Below are 16970 nucleotides of genomic sequence, written 5' to 3' on the forward strand. Positions count from 1 at the left end.
TTAGAAAATATAGCCGTAAATACAAATTAAAGGACTACCTTTGGGGCTGGAATTCAGTAAGATCCTTTCCGCATTTGTCCTTTCTGTAATAATTAGGCATTTATGTATTGATTTTATTTCTTCCTTGGCATGCGAATTTCGCTTGCTAACATACTAAATACAAGATATGTCAAAATCCCAGAATAGCTTCATCAAAAACCAGAAGGCCAAGAAAAAATTACTTAAGAAGAAAGAAAAAGAGGAGCGACGCAAGGAAAGACAAGAAAACAATAACAAAGGTGCGGGACTATCGGAAATGATGGCATATGTAGATGAGTTTGGAAATATCCTATCCGAACCACCAGAAGTCAAAATCGAAAAGAAAGAAAAGAAGGAAGACAAAGAAGCATAGCCCCCCAATAATAAAACCTAGAACAAAAGATTTTTTTTAATAATTTAATAAACTAATGCAAGGAACAGTAAAATTTTTCAATGACGCCAAAGGATTTGGTTTCATTAAGCCATCAGATGGAGGAGACGACATTTTTGTACATACTTCAGGTCTAGTGGATGAAATCAGAGAAAACGACGAAGTTGAATTTGACACCGAAAGAGGAAAAAAAGGTATAAATGCAGTTAACGTAAAAGTTCTGGGTTAATCCTTTCTTTTGATATCATACAAAATTACCAAGCAAGTCCTTTAGGGCTTGCTTTTTTTATATCATCAGTGAAATAGGGCCTTGAACATTGGTCCCCAATGCTTCATTAAGTTGCTGAATAAAATGAGTTGCTAGAAGAGGCGATTCGTTTTCAAGGTTTTGATGAATAAAGAAATACAAGTGTTCAAGCCCGAGAGAGTTCCATTCTCTTATTCTTGATACCCACTCGTCCAGACGATCATAATCAGATGAGTGATTGGCACCTACATATCTAACGAAAGCAGTTGGGCTAGTTAGGCGCATATGCAATAAGTCTCTGCGACCAGCCGTATCGGTAATGATGCTAGAAATTTGATTTGCTTCGAGAAGGCTCGTAAGTTTAGTGGCTATAGATTTATCATTATACCAGTCCGTGTGCCTGAGTTCGAGTGCCCAAGAAACTCCTTTCGGCCACTCGGAAATAAAGTATTTCAGTCGATCAAAATGTTTAGGTGTAAAATTATCAGGCATCTGAAGAAATGGCATACCAAGTTTTTCTTTGAAGCCAGCGATGCTATCACAAAATTCGTATACAATATCAGTACAATTTGAGAGCCGTTGAAAGTGACTGATAGACTGCGGCACTTTCGGAAAGAATTTGAAATCTGTCGGCGTTTTTTGTGCCCATTTTTCAGATTGATTTTTAGGAAATATTCTGTAAAATGTTGCGTTCAACTCGATACTGTTGAACTGTGTAGAGTAATAAACGAGTTCATCCTTAGTACCTCTGGGATAAAATCCTTTAAGATCCTGACGATTCCACTTCGCACATCCAACATATATGTCTTGAAGACCAGTCTTGTTTTGTGCTAATACTTTAGCGGTTGCCTCATCGTCTTTGGGCAATTCCAGATTTAGTTCTTCAGGATGGTCAGTACTTCCGAATTTCATAAACTAAATCTAGGGTTAAGTTTTATTTTTTGTATTTGTCAATGTTGCTTTTCCATTATTCTTTGAACTGAGAATTGCTCAAAGAGAGCAGAATGTGAAAGTCCTCTACCGACTCAGAAAATGCTAATTAAATATGGTTAAAGTAGAGATTTTAACCAAATACCTTCCTCACCATGTTCGAATTGAGAGGCTTATGAAGAAAGTCAGTTACATTAGGATTGCTTAAAGCACGTTTAACATCTTCTTCGTTCTGGGAAGAGCTTACCATGTAAACCTTGACTTCATTTCTTATTTTTTCGTCTAATCGCGAAAATTCTTCAAGAAACTCCCAGCCATTCATTTCAGGCATATTTATATCCAGGAGAATAGCATAAGGCAAATCTTCATGGTTACTGAGGCATTTGAGCAGATAGTCAATGCCATCTGTACCGGTAATTACGGCTTTGGTTCCTATCGGAACCTCAGACTTTTCGATAATTGTCTGATTTACAAAATTAGTAATCTGATCATCATCGATCAAAAGTATATAGCTGGTTGCAATCATTTAGGTTAGATTTAAAGTGAAGAAAAATGTACTACCACTCCCAGGCTTTGATTTTGCCCAAATTTTCCCGTTATGCAGTTCAACGATCTTTTTGCAATTAGCCAATCCAAATCCCGAGCCGGGATAAATAGATCTGGAGTGCAGTGTCTTAAATATAGTAAATATTCTCCCGATAAACTCCTCTGAAAAGCCAATTCCGTTATCTTTTATAATAAATTGCCAGACTTCTCCTTTAAGTTTTTTTGTAGAGATTTCGATGATAGGATGGTTGTTTGGCGATTGGAATTTCAATCCATTTGCTATCAGATTATGGAGCAATTGCTCGAGGCTAGCCGGGTAGGCCATTACAATTGGCAACTCAGTCTTGATTTGAATAATTCCTTTGTTTTTTTGTAAATCAGCATCAAGATTATTGACTACCTTCTCCAGGACAGTCTTGCTATTTGTCCACATTTGCTTTTCTGTTTTTCCTATATGGCTATATCGTAAGAGGTTAGTAATCAACTCACTCATTCTTTGTGAGGCCTCATTAATGTGGTGTAGGTAGGTTTTGCCAATGTCATCAATTTGATCATTATAATCTTGATGAATAAGGCCCACTAAGCTTTGAATGGAATGTAGGGGCTCCTGAAGATCATGTGAAGCCGCATAAGTATATTGTTCCAGATCATGATTTTTTCGCCTTAGCTCAACTACGTGTTTGAGTAACCTTCTTTGGTTATCAGTTAATACGTCGTACAAGACCTTCACAATCAACAAGGTAAAGATTAGCGACGCTATTAGGAGCCAAAAAGGGGAGATGACCTGCGACGCGACAGCTCCTAAATATTCTAATCTCAAAACCCATGTTTGATCAGCTATGGAGAGTAAGCTCTCTCTGGAGCTGAATTCGCCAGTGTTTGATAAGCTGGTTCCCAATAGTTTTTCTCCACTGCTGTTCTGATTGGAAATAACCAAATTCACCTCAGAAGGAAGATCAAGATCAATTAGAGCGGCATCTACAAGCTTGTCCATAAGATAGACACCTTCCACCAATCCCATTAATTTTTCGTTAGATTCATCGCTAAAAATGGGCACAAAAACCAGTATCGCATTATGTGGATTGGTTTTTTGAATAATCGTAATTATATCCGATCCGGCAGCCTGATTGGTTGTAATAGCCTGCTCAATTGCCTTTTGACGAGACTCACTGAACGCACCCGGATCAAATCCAAAGGCAGCCTCATTACCGGCAAAAGGTTCTATGAAATAGACCGGGTAGTAAACTGCTCGTTCTTCAGCACGAACGACCTCCCCATTTGTTCTACTGAATATTTGAAACCCTTCAAAACCTTCTTTCTGAGTTGCCAACTCAAAAGAGTCCCTTTGATCTAATCTGATTGCAGGCACCCATTCTAAGGCTTGTATACTATTAATATGGCTGGTATAATAACTTGCATATCTCCCAAATTCTTGACGATTCCAGCCACCATAGGCCTGGTAACTGGCTCGAAGTGCATAGAGGGAGTTTAAATTTCTGTCTATCTCACGTTGGATGTTGCTATGAATGTTGCCATAAAGGTTTGTTAATATTTTGTCTCTTTTTAATTGATTTGAGTTTTCCAATGAAAAATAGAAACCTAGTGATAACGCCATACCTGATAACAATATCAGCACACAGATGGTGTAAATCTTAGGTTTTGAAGTTGGCATGTTAATTACAGTTGTTTGGAAAAAGCTGGTGATTATTTATTTTGATTAGTTATGTTTTACCATACATTATTATTCTTGACTTTCAGTATTACTTAATACGAAATATAACTTAGCAAGGATTCTTATTAGATCATCTCTAAGTGAGGTATAATAAATATAACAAAAAAAAAGATGATTTAATTATTGCTGTACTGAACAAATCTCGACCTGTAAAGGGAGAAATGATCTTTTCTATTAAGAGTTATGAGCATATAGTTGTTGTGGTTGGATACTTCATTGAGTGTTGAGATACTTAGTTCATAAACCTTATGATCGTTTGGATTATATCTAATTTTGCACAAAGTAATTTTATGCAAACTTTCGATTCGTTTAAGCTTAAAAACCCTTTGCTTAACGCCATCTCAGATTTAGGTTTTGAAAGACCTACGGCAATTCAGCAAGAAACATTTTCGGTCATCCAATCTGGAAGGGATGTGGTTGGAATTTCCCAAACGGGCACAGGAAAGACCATAGCTTACTTGCTGCCTTTGCTTCAGGGCTTGAAGTTTTCGCAGCAACTAAACCCCAGAATACTAATTTTGGTACCGACTAGGGAATTGGTTGTACAGGTGGTGGAGCAGATAGAAACACTGGCTAAATATATTAATCTTCGTGTATTGGGTGTATTTGGTGAGTCAAACCTTAAAGTGCAAAAGGATGCCCTTGTTGAGGGTCAGGACATCATAGTGGCTACACCTGGTCGTTTGTATGATTTGATTATCAATAGAGCACTTCAGCCACGGGAGCTAACCAAATTGGTTATAGACGAGGTAGACGTTATGCTAGATTTGGGCTTCAGAATTCAACTTACTAATTTGTTTGAACTGCTGCCATCTCGAAGACAAAACATCATGTTTTCTGCGACAATGACTGAGGAAGTTGATCTACTTATTGAGGACTTTTTTAGTTCACCACAGAAAATCTCGATTGCAGTAAGTGGGACACCCCTGGAAAACATTCGGCAAGTAGCTTTTGGAGTAAAAAATTTCAATACCAAAGTCAATTTGCTCAATCATTTGCTTCGGGAGAAAGAAGAGTATCATAAGGTTCTTGTATTCATATCTGCTAAAAAATTAGCTGATAGACTATTTGATGCAGTTGAAGACGTTTTTGGTTCAGATGTTTGTATCATTCATTCAAATAAATCGCAGAACTATAGATTGAGGTCTGTTGAGGAATTCGATAATGGAACCAAACGAATTTTAATCGCAACTGATGTGATCGCTCGGGGCTTGGACTTGGAGAAGGTATCTCATGTGATCAACTTTGATGTACCGGGTTATCCTGAAAATTATATGCACCGAATTGGCCGTACTGGTAGAGCAGAAGAAATTGGGAAGTCAATTCTCTTCTATACGGAAAAGGAAGAGGAATTAAAGGAGGCTATCGAAAGCTTGATGGATTACAACATTTCCCTTCAAGAATTTCCTGAAGAGGTGGAAGTAACCAATGAATTAATTCCGGAGGAGCGTCCAAGAATTGTTGAGAGCAATTACAATAGAAATACAAAACCTCGATCGAAAGAAGTAGGAGATGAAGAGAAAAAGGAAAAAAACAAGAAGGTGAATCTTGGTGGTTCTTACAAAAGGAAACTGATTTCCAAGCATAAAAAGCCTAGGACCAGGGGAGACAAGAATCAGAAAGGAAGAAGAAAGTGAGAATGGCATCATTTAGTTTCTCCGAACCTAATTTCAGATATTTTTGTTCACTGTTCGATACCAGTGATTTGGATATTGATCTGCATTTAAGATTAGTTGAGAAGTTATATTGGTAGAATGGTTCTTGTAGGGACTATTAAAACTGATATCTCAGTCATTTAATATTAGGAATTGAAAATGAAAGTTGAATGAAACCCGAGTATAATGGATTGGCCATTGTGCTTTCCTGGCCAGAAACTAAGTGCAAACAAACAGGAGCTTGGTATGATCACTTGATGAGGTGGCTCAACATCAATCAAAATGGCTATTACAAGGTAGGTCATTCAGCTATTGTCCTAATTTCAGATCAAACCGGAATATGTGAGTTCTATGATTTTGGGAGATACCACTCACCTGTCGGATTGGGCAGGGTACGTTCCGGCTCAACTGATCACGATCTTAGGATAAGGACAAAAGCTCGGTTTAGTTCAGGTAATAATATCATCAATGAGCAAGATATTCTTTATGAACTTTATCACAATAAGTCCTGTCATGGAGATGGATATATACTGTCAGCTAGTTTGAAGTTAAATATTGATGAAGCTCGGAATAAAGCAATGAAATTTCAAAGTAGACAATTTATTCCTTATGGCCCATTGATTTGGAATGGCACCAATTGTTCCCGGTTTGTAGCAAGTGTTTTGCTCGGAGCCCGTCTTCCTTTTAGCAAATGTTTAAGTCTTATCTTTCAACCTACTATTAGTGCCTCACCAAAAGGCAACGTGTTGGCTATGAGAGAGCCTACCTTAATAACCGGGCAGCCTCAGGCTCAGCCACAGATTTTAGAAGAAGAGTCAAAATGGGCGACAGCATGAGAAAGCAGGCTGACGTGTTACCAGCTCCTTCCTTGCCATCTATTCTGGATTCAAGTGCTCAATGGCTGGCCGGGGAGGGAGCGGGGTCATGGTTTGTCATACGCATGCTTGCTGGTGGTCAGTTCTCTATCAAAAGGCACGCTCCGTCAGGTGAATTAGAATGTGAAGGGATATTTCAGACCACAGCAGAATTCGTAGCTTCAATGCCATTTACAATTACCTATCCTAGTCATTGCCAAACCGTCAGCGTAATTCAAGATCATCGATTAATCACATTAAATCGGGAATAGAAGCAGATGAAGTCGAGATTGGAAAACTGGGTGAATGGTTTATATAATATTTCACAGAAGAGCGAATGGAATAAAGTGACCCTGTTCATGGTTGCTGCTCTCACCATTTTCTTTTCACTTGAGTTGGTCAAGTTGCGTTTCAATTATGACATCGAAGGATTCTTTTCTGAGAATGATCCTGAGGTAGCGCTCTATGATGAATTCAAAAGCACCTTTGGAAATGAAAATAATGCCTTACTCATAGGTGTTGAAAGCGAAAATGGAGTTTTTAATCATGGTTTTCTAACGAGAATTGACACATTAACTCGTCTCTTTCTAGAGCTGGAAGAAATAGAGAAGGTGGTATCTCCTACAAACCTCAAGGAGTTTGTGAAAATGCCGATAGGTGGCTTTCATTCACGGACATTGATTCATTTGAACCGACCTGAATTGTATTTGACCGATAGTGCCAAAATTAGTACGCTGGGGCGTTACAATGGCCTTTTTTCCCAAAACAGTTCTTCCATTACAATGATATTAGGAATAAAGGACGGATTGATAAGGACTGAAAATGAAAGACTGATTAGAAAAGTAAACGAGCTCCTCAACCTTCCTCTGGTCGATATTAGCAACTACCATTTAGCCGGCAGAGTACAAACCCAGCATTATTATATCAAAACTATGAAAAGAGAAATGCTTGTCTTTTCGACGTTGGCAATCTTGCTATTTTGCGGTGCTATCTGGACAATTTTCAAGCAAGTTTATTATGTCTTTATACCGTTGTCTATAATCCTTATTGTCACGGTATGGATATTCGGAACCATAGCTTATCTGGACGTTGAAGTAGACTTAATGATGACCATATTGCCGACCCTAATATTTGTTTTGAGCACTTCAGTTTCTATTCATTTTTTGACCAAATTTCATAAAATCTTTAGTGTTACAAAGGATAAGTCTTATGCAATAAAACAGGCTTTTATAAAAACCGGCATTCCTAATTTCCTGATTTCTGTCACGACAGCGACAGGGTTGGCTTCGTTGTGTTTTATTCCAATCGTATCGATTCAAAAATTTGGACTTCTCTCAGCGGGCGGAATTGCCTTATCGTTTATATTAAACCTGGTTTTGATCCCCACTTTGGTTAAATTTTTACCTATTGGCTCTAGTGCTTCAAAGACGGGCAGAAATTGGATGCATCGTATATCACTATTCTTTATAGCGTGCATGTATACTCAGGCCAAAAAAAGAATAGTTCTGCTTTATTCTGTGATAGGTGTTATTGGCCTCGTAGGCGTATCGTTGATTGATATTAATAATTATTTTCTTGATGATTTGAGTGAAAAAAGTCAATTGAAGCAAGATTTGCTTTTCTTCGAAAGAGAATTTTCTGGTATCCGACCATTTGAAATTGTGATAAAATCAGGAGATGAAAAGACAGGTATCCTTGACCATAATAATGTACTCATGCTGGACACTCTCGAACAGTTGGTTAGTGCTAATTATGATTTGGGTTTGGTTCGCAGCCCTGTGGTCCTTCTTAAGACACTTAATCAGTCTGTAAATGGAGGTAACAGTAAGTTTTACAAAATCCCCAGCGACAAAAGAAAATACGATAAATTAATAGGTCAGGCGAGGAGATATCATCTTTTCGAAAAGGCCAAAGATGTCTTAGGAATTGATGGCAAAACCGCTCGTATATCTGGAAGAATAGGCGATAGGGGTCGCTTATATTATCAAAGCAAGAATACCGAGCTCAGAGAAACATTATCCAATCAAACGGACTTGAATGCTTCTCTCACGGGTGTGGCGTACCTGATAGATAATGCAAATGCAAAAGTTACCAGATCATTTGTCATGGGGCTAGGTGTAGTCTTTGGGGTGGTAATAGTGGTGATTTTATGTTATACGGGTTCCGTACGTCTTACCATTATTGCACTCGTTGTTAATCTAATACCCTTGATAGTTTGCGGTGCTATTATGGGCTTCTTTGGGATTTCCTTGAAGATTTCTACCGCTCTTATTTTCACGATTGTACTCGGTATTTCCGTTGATGATACAATTCATTTTTCACACCACTATTTATCTCTTCTAGATAAATACACTTCAAAAACCGCCCTTAAACTCAGCATTTTTAATATGACAAGGCCTATCCTCTTTACTTCGATAGTACTATTTTTTGGGTTTATGATCTTCAGTCTTTCAAGTTTCGAAAGTATTCAGGTTTTGGGTTGGATGACGGGATTAGCTTTGATTGTTGCTATGCTGACTGATTTATTACTTCTTCCTGTCTTGCTGCGATGGACTCCGGAACTTCGCAATTCTATCGCCCCAGAGTCTGTTAGCGCGGAGAAATGATCTCAGTCCACTGGGTGTCTGCCTTTTGTTTCAGTTGTTTTTCATTATCGTTCCACTTTTTAAGTGTGTTTACCGGGAAGAAATTGTAGAAAAGGTACAATTCGCCGTCGACGATTTTATAGGTTTCAGGATCTATTTTAACTTTGGAACCGTCGACCCCAATCGCATAGGCACACCAGCCGCCGTATTTTGGCTCATACTTTTTTGGTTGGCGAACAAATTCACTTTTATTCTTTTCACTAAAAAAATGATAGATCATACCATTGTATGTATAGGACAATTTTGAATTTCCTTTTAATGGTTTCTCATTGCTAAAATAAGAGACGGGATCGTAACCTTGGATGGCTAGGCCGCTCTTATCCAGATTTGCATACTTGTTTTGAGCCTCGATATTGAAACTGATTAAACTCAGGAACAGCATCAGGGTAGGCAGACAATTGAGGAGTACTTTGAACATTTCAATAGATTCTTGTGAGTTTTTCATTGGCTAAACAAGTATAAACCAAGAATTAGTTCAATAGTACAAATGCTCCCCAGTAATAAGGTTCGGGGAAGTCTTGTCTTAGCCTCTTCTGAGCTGCAATAAAGGCTGCGTTTTTGGTTTTGCCACTCATCCATTCACGGTAAAAATGGGTCATCAGGTTTTTGGTAGCCTCGTCGCTTACCTTCCACAAGCTCATAATTACTGATTGAGCACCTGCTACCTGAAATGCCCGTTGCAAGCCATATACACCTTCGCCAGATTTGATTTCACCAAGGCCAGTTTCACAAGCACTCAGCACCACCAAATCAGTATTTTTTAAATTTAGAGTAAGCACTTCGTACGCAGTAAGAATGCCATTATCGACAGCGCTAACTTCGTTGGAACTTTGGTATTTGGATGCAGACATAGCTTGCTCAGCATTAGACAACATTAGGCCGGAACGCAAGAGTGGGTTGTCTTTGGCCTGGCTTACTTCTATGCCAAGCACCTTTTCTTGCGAAGACTCACTCTGTTGCAGGAAGAAGCCGTGTGTAGCCACATGTAAAAGGGAAGGAGAAGCAATTTTTTTGAAATTAGTCTCAGAGGCGTTATTCTCTAAAAATGCCCTGACAGTATATCCATTTGATCTCGTGATTTGGCTAACAGCATCTATTTCCACTTTTGTACCTGGTAAAGCTGCCAGCAATCCTTTGTTGCCGTAATCAGGGAAACCAAAAAAATCAGCCTTCTTGCTGGTTGCTCTGGACTCATTTTTGTCAACTAGATCACGTGTGCTAGAGTATAGATGAAAGTTGATCCCATCAGATACATAGGTGTTGTCAGGCTTTCGAAGTGCACTGATGTTTACCTGAAAGTACACTCCATCCAAGGATAGATGGACATTTTTTACTCCTCCTAATTTTTTGTCTACAGCTTGCCAATATTGCTCGTAGAGTATTGGATTGTCAATTTTGAGGCGCACCATATTTCGATAGCCTTTCGCATACTTTCCGTCTAGTTCATTTCCATTTTCAAGTATGGCAAGACCAGGATGTTCTGAATTAGGATCAGCTATCAGAAAAGCATATTTCTTGTTAGTAGTAAAGCTATTTTCAAAACCAGGGAATCCAATGGTTTCAATGGCCACATCAGTAGGTGAGAGGCTGGACTTCACCTGGGATAGCGTAGTCGTAGGTAGTTTGTTTGCTGCTGCAAAGTCAGATGATTGTCTACTGAGCTCTTTTTCTAATTGGTTTGCTTTTGCTTCAGCTCCTTTTAAATCAATCTTCAAATTGTCCAGTTGAGTTTTAGAATACGTATAGTAAAGCAGCAGGTCTTCTTTAGCTTGCTGCCACTCCAGGTACAATGATTTGAGCTTTTGGTTATCTCCACCTAGGATTTCGTCTCTAATTCGTGCCGAAGTACTGAAGAGTATACCCTTTGTTTTCAATTGGATGTTATACATCTCTGTAAGGAGTTGAGGGTCTTCCAATGCCCTGGAACTTGCGTAATTATAAAATTTTAAAATGGATGGCCTGACTCCGGCCCAATATTGTCCTTTTTCATATTCGCTCATAGCAGCAAAGTTCTTTTCTACTAGCTCTAAGTAGGTGGAAATCACTTGTTTGAATTGCTTATTAGCGGTCTCATAGTCTTTCTGTTTCCAGGATACTACAGCCAGATCTTCAAGCGATCGTAAATAGTCAGGATGAAACTCGCCAAAGAATTGAATATAGGCGTTGTTTACCTCTTTGAGTACCAAAGCAGCCTCGGCATAACGACCTTGGTATAAATGAAATCTACCAAGGTTATGCTTGGTTTTAATATATGCTGGATGCTCTTTGTTGTATTTGCTTTCAAAGATTCTAAGCGCATCATCGAGCAGGGATTGTACGCGATCTACTTGGCCTGATTCCATCAAAACGCTTGCAAGATAGTTTTCAACATTAGCATAATCTGTTTGATTTCGTGCCATACGCTTTCTTTTCAGCTCCAGCACATCATTGAATATAGATTCAGCTTCGGTGTACTTACCACTGCTGTAATAGATGAGACCCTGGTTGATTTTGAAACTTACATTGTCTCTACCTTTTTTCCGGAGTTCATCTCCGGCCATGTTCATGGCTTTTTCGATGAAGCTTTCAGCTTCCTCATTTTGACCAATCTCATTATAGTATAGGGCTTGGTTGCTAGAAAGAATAGCATGAGAAAGCGAGTTTTCCTTTTCGTGTTTCAAGAGCAACATTTCTGCTTTTTGAAAATATTCTTCGGCTTCAGTGTATTTCCCTTGTGATTGAGCAATCACAGCGTAGTTGTTATACAAAGAAGCCAGGGCGATTGATTCTTCGTTGATTTCTTCCTGGAAGTACCGAATAGTATATTGCATCAAACCTTCGGATAGATTGTATTTGCCTTCTGCATGAACCATAATAGAGATGTTGGCCATAGTTTTGCCGACAGCGTACTTTTCTTCAATACTCATCGTGTCCATGTCGAGTATGACCCGAAAGTCAAATGCTGAATCAAGGGAAATTTGAGAATAGCTATCCTCATTGGTAAACAGAGCGATGGCTTCCATAAAATTATAGGTAGCTATTTCCGGATGGATATAGATCGAGAACTCAGCCGTGCGGTTCAATTCAAATATTTGCTCGTATACTTCAAATTCCAGCGGCTCTTCAGAATCCTCATCATAGTCGGCACCAAGGGTGTAGAGTAGACTTTCTTGGCTATCCCGGTTGGCAAAGAACGACGCTCTGTTGCCTTGAGAAAATATATAGTTATAAAATGAGGTGTCTTTTACTAATTGTTCGGCTCTCAACTTCTCGACCTGACTTTCAGTATCGAAAAGATCACTTGCAGCTTCCAAATGTTCTTTTTTTACGATATCGTCAAGCTTTAGCTTGCCAAGTTTAAATTGGGCTTTGGCGGGTATTACAACAAGTATTAAAAGTAAACAGGGGATTGTCAGGCACTTCATGGTTTCAGTTCTTTTGAATCCTGAAGTTAAATATTTTCAGGGATTCATGAAGCCATGGAATTCAAAAACGCCTTTAGCTATCATAGCGTTAGGCGTCAATTGATTACAGTCGGTCAACTCTTTTTGGTCAACTTACTTTCGTACGAACTTCGACTCAAAACCTGATTCATCATCTTTATTACCTCGTCTATTTCAATGGAAGTGCTATTGATATGTTTTAGCATTTCCGGAAGTTCTTCTTGGTCGAATACGTTTTTGTTGAGTAAAAGACTGGTTAATCCAAGTAGACGAGACAAAGGTCCGCGAAGCTCATGTGAAGTCTGGAATGCATACTCTTCAAGGTTTTGAAGCAGGATCTTCCGTTCATTATCTTGCATGCTCTTCTCGGTGATATCTAATTTATTTAACCAGATCCACGATATGCTGTCATTTTCTATTTGCGAAGTAATATGACTAATAAACCATCTGTCAGTTTCGTGAATTGATTCTTTAAATACCTGTCCGTTCAAATGATGATTGTTGTCGATGTAGGCCTGCAATAAATTTGTTAGAGACTCCTTATGGTCCATGATAAATGACAAAGGTTTTCCGATAAGTGTATCAGGATCACCATGCAAGTATAGTTGGCCAAATACGTGATTACATTCTGCAAGCGTAAGGTTTTCAGACAGGTACTTAATTTGCTCTTCTTTGGATAGAGATGTTTCCATCGGACGGTTTAGTTTGAGGAGAGCAATTCCCTCAAAGCTATTGGTAAAGAGTTTACGGTATTTTTCCTCACTTTCCCTGAGTTTATTTGTTATTTCAAGAAGAGCATTTTGTTTTTTTTGCAAATCTGAAGTTCTTTCGGCCACTAGCCCTTCAAGGTTCATGGTTAATTGATCGAGTTGAACATTATTTTCCACCAGGCGATTATTAGATTTTTCATATATGTAAAGGAGATATCCGATAATAAGGTTGAAAATAGCCCAATAGTAGATGGATGTAAGATAGGTGTAGTTGTTGTCCAGGAATGTTTCTGTAAATGACCTGTCTGAGTCGAAGTGAAGTAAATAGGGTTGCTGGAAAAATATGGAGACCAAACTGAACAGTATGAGACTGGTGAAGGCAATTGGTTCTTTTTTGTATGAAATAAGGATTTGTGTGACAACAGAAAATCCAATAATGCTTAAATCGAAGTGAAAGTAGTAGTCCGATGACGTTCCCTGTACTATGGGATCAAGTAACAGCCAAAAAGCTACCCAGGATAATAGGTAGATCCATCTGCTGGTTAAAAATAGATTACTGCGATTTAAGAAATAACAAATGAGCGAAGCTCCTGCAAACATTAACCTTGTGAACTGATCAAAATTCAATTCTGAGATTGGCTTTAAAAATTCCTGATAATCGAGAAGGTAGGAAATTACAATAATGAACGGCACGACCAGAAATATAGCATTGGCCAATATTACTCTTTCTGTAGTAGTTGAATGACCTTTGTTACTCAACCCAGCTATAAAGAGCGCACCAATCAGTCGGCTATCAGGCAAGATTTTGTCTGGCATTAGAGATGATTTTGACATTTTTAGTCCGCTCAACAATAATTAAATATGTTGAATGAACAGTTATTATAATTGCTCTATCTCAAAAATGCTTGGTATAAAAGTACTAAAAAAGCTTCAGCTGAAATAGAAATAGAGGGGATTTGGCTTTCATATTATGTGATCTTAGCGATTTTTTCGTCATGATCGTAATAATTGTTCTTAATCATTGATCAATTATTACGAAGAGGTCAGTACCGATAACACATCAATAGAAAACGTCATGGATTGAAACTAATATTGTTTAGTAATAGCTGTCCATATGGCTTAGAGCTTTTAGCGAATCTGAGACAACCATAACAATTATATGGATTCTTTGGCTATATTTATTATTCAACTTTGTCTTAGAGCTATCAATTTGGCTTATCTGACCAATTGATATAGTTTAACCAGCCCAATAAGTGTTTTTTTTAAGAAAACTGATGAAATCATACAGTCCAATTCTCGGGTTTTGGTTATCACTTAGCTTGCTTAACGTATTAAGTACTACGGCTACAGGATCAGCTTATCAGCAGCTGGTACCCGGAAATCGGATATCGGTTGATAGCTTAATGCAGCAATTTGAAGAGCATCTCATGTCCCGGGAAAATGAGTTGATTAAGGCCTCCATCAGACAAATCACTAAGGAGTTTTGGGAACTAATAAGGTCGGACTCTGTGAAGTACAGCGATTTTGAAAAAAATATGGAGAATCGCTTATCTGATAAAGGTCAAAATCGATTTAAAAATTATGACGAACATCACAGCAACTTACTGAAAATTCTGTGGGCCGGACGAAGAAATCCGGATCCTGAAAAACTCTTGGAATACATCGATCTCACTAAGGAATTTGAATTGGCATCTACTGACTATATTGAGAATGGAAAGTATTTGAGACGACTAGGACATATTTTTGAAAAGCACCGACCTGTTAAGTATGCGCAACACTTCTATGAGCTGGCGCTAGAGTCTTTTGGCACGGCTGACAGTCAAATCAAAGCCCAAACAAGTAATGATCTGGCTATTCTTTATTATAATGAGTCAAGATTTATTGAAGCTAAATTCTATTTCGAACAGGCGCTGAAAGTTGCTGCTGAAGTCTCCGATCGGAAAACACAGTCGCGTGCTTATTCAAATTTAGGAGTGACGCTGACCAAACTTGGAAAATTCCCCGAAGCGCTTAAATACCATTTAATTTCATTAACCATAAAGGATCAGCTCGGAGATATGGACAGCAAGGCCAAATCGTTGAATAGTATCGCCATATTGTATGCTAAGCAAGGGCTATTTTCTGAGGCCTTAAAATATTTTCAAGAATCTTTAGAAATAAAGGAATCATTGCAAGACAGCGTTGGGATTGCCATTGGATTGAGCAATATCGGAGGTAGTTATTCAGAACTTGGAGATTATGTGAATGCCTTGATCTACCAAAAAAGAGCCTTGGCAATAAAAAAAATAATAAGTGATGAGTATGCTCAAGCATCTACAATGTCTGACCTGGGTGATACCTATGTACGACTGGATAGTGTAGATCTGGGGTTCCTTCATATGAATGAGGCACTTCAAATCAGGCGTAAAGTTGGCAATCCACATGCCATTGCGATGTCATTGCTGAAGTTAGGTAGTTCTAATCTTGACATAGGTGATTTTACTTTGGCAAGGACATATATTAATGAAGCTATTGATGTCTTCTTACAACTAGAAACGCCATTGGAGTTGGCTGAATCATATCTCATCCTTGGGAAAATAGAGTTTGAAGAGGCAAATTTCGATTTGTCAGAAAGATATTTTGATGAGGCCCTTGGAATATCCGACAGACTCAATGCAAGAAGATTGACTTTGGAGATAACGCAAAACCAGTCTCAGTTATACCGAAAACTTGGGGATTTTGAGAAATCCCTGGATGCTCAAATAAAATATCATGCGATAGAGGATTCCATATTTAGTAATAAGAATTCGCTACAAATAGCTCGTCTTGAGACTGATGCAGTATTGAAAGCTAAAGATGTTGAAATAAGTTTGCTGGAGGCTCGAGAAGCAAAGGAGGTAGCTTATCGAGTCCTTTGGGCTTGCCTGGCCATACTTGCGCTTGTATTGTGCCTTGTGGTTTATTTTCTATTGTATAAGAGAATAAAGCAGAGCCACAAATCGACAGAGACTCTGAAAGAGCAAAGTGATGAAATAAAATCCATCAATTCCACGCTCGAAAAGAAAATGAGTGAGAGAAATAAATTACTTCAGGAACAAAACAAAAAACTAAAAAAATACATTTACTTCAATTCCCATATTGTTCGGGCGCCCGTTTCAAGGATATTGGCGCTTATCAATTTGTATAGAGCAGATAAGAGCAACTCAGAGGATATTAATTTTATAAGTAAAAACGTCTACAACTCAGCTAAGGAACTTGATGAAACACTTCGGGAAATAAATAAGACGCTTGAAAAAGAGGGAATGGTTTAGTTGGCAGCAGGAGTAAAAAGAGCACTAATCAAGTAAAGCACCGTCAATCCGATCTCTGATACTAATAATGCATTTCATGAGTGGTTCAAGTTTATCATTGGGGTCTTCATTATCAAATAAATGCTCATACGAAGAACCATCGGTGGTGTATATGATTATGCTGGAATGTCTGGCGCCGTCATACGTCCGTTTTGCCGTAGGAGACTTTAATACAGGTATATCGGATAGGATAACTTTACTTAAATCCCTAACCAGTGATTTCCATTCTTTTTTAGTCAAGTAACGTCTGGTAGTTTGTTCAACAGAGCCTCGGTTTTCGCTTTTTCTAATGATCAAGCTATCTTGAGTAATTACTACATTTTCAAAATATCCTCTGGATAACGATTGGAAACTGATCTTTTCGATGTTGTCCACTTGCGCCGCGAGCGGAGTAGTTAGTGAGATTAAAAAATAAAGTAGGAAATATTTCATGTCAGACTTTAGAGTGATGTGATATCACATGAATCAACAATGATACCATAATTCTGAAA

General features: G+C 38.4%; 14 protein-coding genes. 7 read left to right on the forward strand and 7 right to left on the reverse strand.

All coding sequences use genetic code 11. The features are described from left to right. The first annotated feature begins 166 nt into the window (after positions 1 to 166). Together ABJD64_RS09000 and ABJD64_RS09005 are read left to right on the forward strand one after the other, a co-directional pair. The gene (locus ABJD64_RS09000) at positions 167 to 391 is read left to right on the forward strand and encodes a cold-shock protein (protein ID WP_348181919.1); all 225 of its coding nucleotides are present in this window, start codon (positions 167 to 169) and stop codon (positions 389 to 391) included. A gap of 55 nt (positions 392 to 446) precedes the next feature. After that, on the forward strand, positions 447 to 638 hold the full coding sequence (locus ABJD64_RS09005) for a cold shock domain-containing protein (protein WP_084370440.1): 192 nt from the start codon (positions 447 to 449) through the stop codon (positions 636 to 638). Positions 639 to 695: 57 nt separating this feature from the next. On the opposite strand, the gene ABJD64_RS09010 is transcribed toward ABJD64_RS09005, so the two are convergent. From ABJD64_RS09010 to ABJD64_RS09020, 3 genes are all read right to left on the reverse strand, one after another. Further along, positions 696 to 1568, reverse strand: a complete 873-nt coding sequence (locus ABJD64_RS09010; RefSeq protein WP_348181920.1) for a DUF72 domain-containing protein — start codon at positions 1566 to 1568, stop codon at positions 696 to 698. Between the two features lie 151 nt (positions 1569 to 1719). Continuing rightward, on the reverse strand, positions 1720 to 2112 hold the full coding sequence (locus ABJD64_RS09015) for a response regulator (RefSeq protein ID WP_348181921.1): 393 nt from the start codon (positions 2110 to 2112) through the stop codon (positions 1720 to 1722). Then, positions 2113 to 3804: a CHASE domain-containing protein gene (locus tag ABJD64_RS09020; RefSeq protein WP_348181922.1), complete on the reverse strand. Its 1692-nt coding sequence runs from the start codon at positions 3802 to 3804 to the stop codon at positions 2113 to 2115. It abuts the gene before it with no gap. A gap of 350 nt (positions 3805 to 4154) precedes the next feature. Here ABJD64_RS09020 and ABJD64_RS09025 point away from each other — a divergent pair, with 350 nt between their 5' ends. From ABJD64_RS09025 to ABJD64_RS09040, 4 genes are all read left to right on the forward strand, one after another. Next, positions 4155 to 5501, forward strand: coding sequence for a DEAD/DEAH box helicase (locus ABJD64_RS09025; protein WP_348181923.1), 1347 nt, complete (start codon positions 4155 to 4157; stop codon positions 5499 to 5501). Positions 5502 to 5689: 188 nt separating this feature from the next. Beyond that, positions 5690 to 6355 carry a DUF6695 family protein gene (locus tag ABJD64_RS09030; protein ID WP_348181924.1) on the forward strand — a complete coding sequence of 222 codons (666 nt, stop codon included), beginning with the start codon at positions 5690 to 5692 and terminating at the stop codon, positions 6353 to 6355. Continuing rightward, positions 6352 to 6645, forward strand: a complete 294-nt coding sequence (locus ABJD64_RS09035; RefSeq protein ID WP_348181925.1) for a DUF6695 family protein — start codon at positions 6352 to 6354, stop codon at positions 6643 to 6645. Before ABJD64_RS09030 ends, ABJD64_RS09035 begins: the two co-directional genes overlap by 4 nt. 6 nt (positions 6646 to 6651) lie before the next feature. Further along, positions 6652 to 8979, forward strand: a complete 2328-nt coding sequence (locus ABJD64_RS09040; RefSeq protein WP_348181926.1) for an MMPL family transporter — start codon at positions 6652 to 6654, stop codon at positions 8977 to 8979. On the opposite strand, the gene ABJD64_RS09045 is transcribed toward ABJD64_RS09040, so the two are convergent. From ABJD64_RS09045 to ABJD64_RS09055, 3 genes are all read right to left on the reverse strand, one after another. Next, positions 8963 to 9463 (reverse strand): YHS domain-containing (seleno)protein, encoded by a 501-nt coding sequence (locus ABJD64_RS09045; protein ID WP_348181927.1) that lies wholly within the window; start codon positions 9461 to 9463, stop codon positions 8963 to 8965. The genes ABJD64_RS09040 and ABJD64_RS09045 overlap by 17 nt on opposite strands. Positions 9464 to 9488: 25 nt before the next feature. Then, complete coding sequence (locus ABJD64_RS09050) at positions 9489 to 12422, reverse strand: CHAT domain-containing tetratricopeptide repeat protein (RefSeq protein WP_348181928.1); 2934 nt, start codon at positions 12420 to 12422, stop codon at positions 9489 to 9491. A gap of 113 nt (positions 12423 to 12535) precedes the next feature. Further along, positions 12536 to 13966 (reverse strand): hypothetical protein, encoded by a 1431-nt coding sequence (locus ABJD64_RS09055; RefSeq protein ID WP_348181929.1) that lies wholly within the window; start codon positions 13964 to 13966, stop codon positions 12536 to 12538. Between the two features lie 458 nt (positions 13967 to 14424). On the opposite strand from ABJD64_RS09055, the gene ABJD64_RS09060 reads away from it, so the two are divergent. Next, complete coding sequence (locus ABJD64_RS09060) at positions 14425 to 16440, forward strand: tetratricopeptide repeat protein (RefSeq protein ID WP_348181930.1); 2016 nt, start codon at positions 14425 to 14427, stop codon at positions 16438 to 16440. A gap of 24 nt (positions 16441 to 16464) precedes the next feature. Here the strand turns inward: ABJD64_RS09060 and ABJD64_RS09065 are convergent, their stop codons facing one another. Beyond that, a complete protein-coding gene (locus ABJD64_RS09065) occupies positions 16465 to 16911 on the reverse strand; it encodes a hypothetical protein (RefSeq protein ID WP_348181931.1) in 447 nt (148 codons plus the stop codon). Positions 16912 to 16970 lie beyond the last annotated feature (59 nt).

The sequence above is a fragment of the Reichenbachiella sp. genome, assembly GCF_039944555.1.
In the GTDB taxonomy this organism is placed as follows: Bacteria; Bacteroidota; Bacteroidia; order Cytophagales; family Cyclobacteriaceae; genus Reichenbachiella.

Excerpts from the sequence above, each read along its gene's own strand:
- ABJD64_RS09000 (WP_348181919.1), top strand. The coding sequence starts at position 167 with ATGTCAAAATCCCAGAATAGCTTCATCAAAAACCAGAAGGCCAAGAAA.
- ABJD64_RS09005 (WP_084370440.1), top strand. The coding sequence starts at position 447 with ATGCAAGGAACAGTAAAATTTTTCAATGACGCCAAAGGATTTGGTTTC.
- ABJD64_RS09010 (WP_348181920.1), bottom strand. The coding sequence starts at position 1,568 with ATGAAATTCGGAAGTACTGACCATCCTGAAGAACTAAATCTGGAATTG.
- ABJD64_RS09015 (WP_348181921.1), bottom strand. The coding sequence starts at position 2,112 with ATGATTGCAACCAGCTATATACTTTTGATCGATGATGATCAGATTACT.
- ABJD64_RS09020 (WP_348181922.1), bottom strand. The coding sequence starts at position 3,804 with ATGCCAACTTCAAAACCTAAGATTTACACCATCTGTGTGCTGATATTG.
- ABJD64_RS09025 (WP_348181923.1), top strand. The coding sequence starts at position 4,155 with ATGCAAACTTTCGATTCGTTTAAGCTTAAAAACCCTTTGCTTAACGCC.
- ABJD64_RS09030 (WP_348181924.1), top strand. The coding sequence starts at position 5,690 with ATGAAACCCGAGTATAATGGATTGGCCATTGTGCTTTCCTGGCCAGAA.
- ABJD64_RS09035 (WP_348181925.1), top strand. The coding sequence starts at position 6,352 with ATGAGAAAGCAGGCTGACGTGTTACCAGCTCCTTCCTTGCCATCTATT.
- ABJD64_RS09040 (WP_348181926.1), top strand. The coding sequence starts at position 6,652 with ATGAAGTCGAGATTGGAAAACTGGGTGAATGGTTTATATAATATTTCA.
- ABJD64_RS09045 (WP_348181927.1), bottom strand. The coding sequence starts at position 9,463 with ATGAAAAACTCACAAGAATCTATTGAAATGTTCAAAGTACTCCTCAAT.
- ABJD64_RS09050 (WP_348181928.1), bottom strand. The coding sequence starts at position 12,422 with ATGAAGTGCCTGACAATCCCCTGTTTACTTTTAATACTTGTTGTAATA.
- ABJD64_RS09055 (WP_348181929.1), bottom strand. The coding sequence starts at position 13,966 with ATGCCAGACAAAATCTTGCCTGATAGCCGACTGATTGGTGCGCTCTTT.
- ABJD64_RS09060 (WP_348181930.1), top strand. The coding sequence starts at position 14,425 with ATGAAATCATACAGTCCAATTCTCGGGTTTTGGTTATCACTTAGCTTG.
- ABJD64_RS09065 (WP_348181931.1), bottom strand. The coding sequence starts at position 16,911 with ATGAAATATTTCCTACTTTATTTTTTAATCTCACTAACTACTCCGCTC.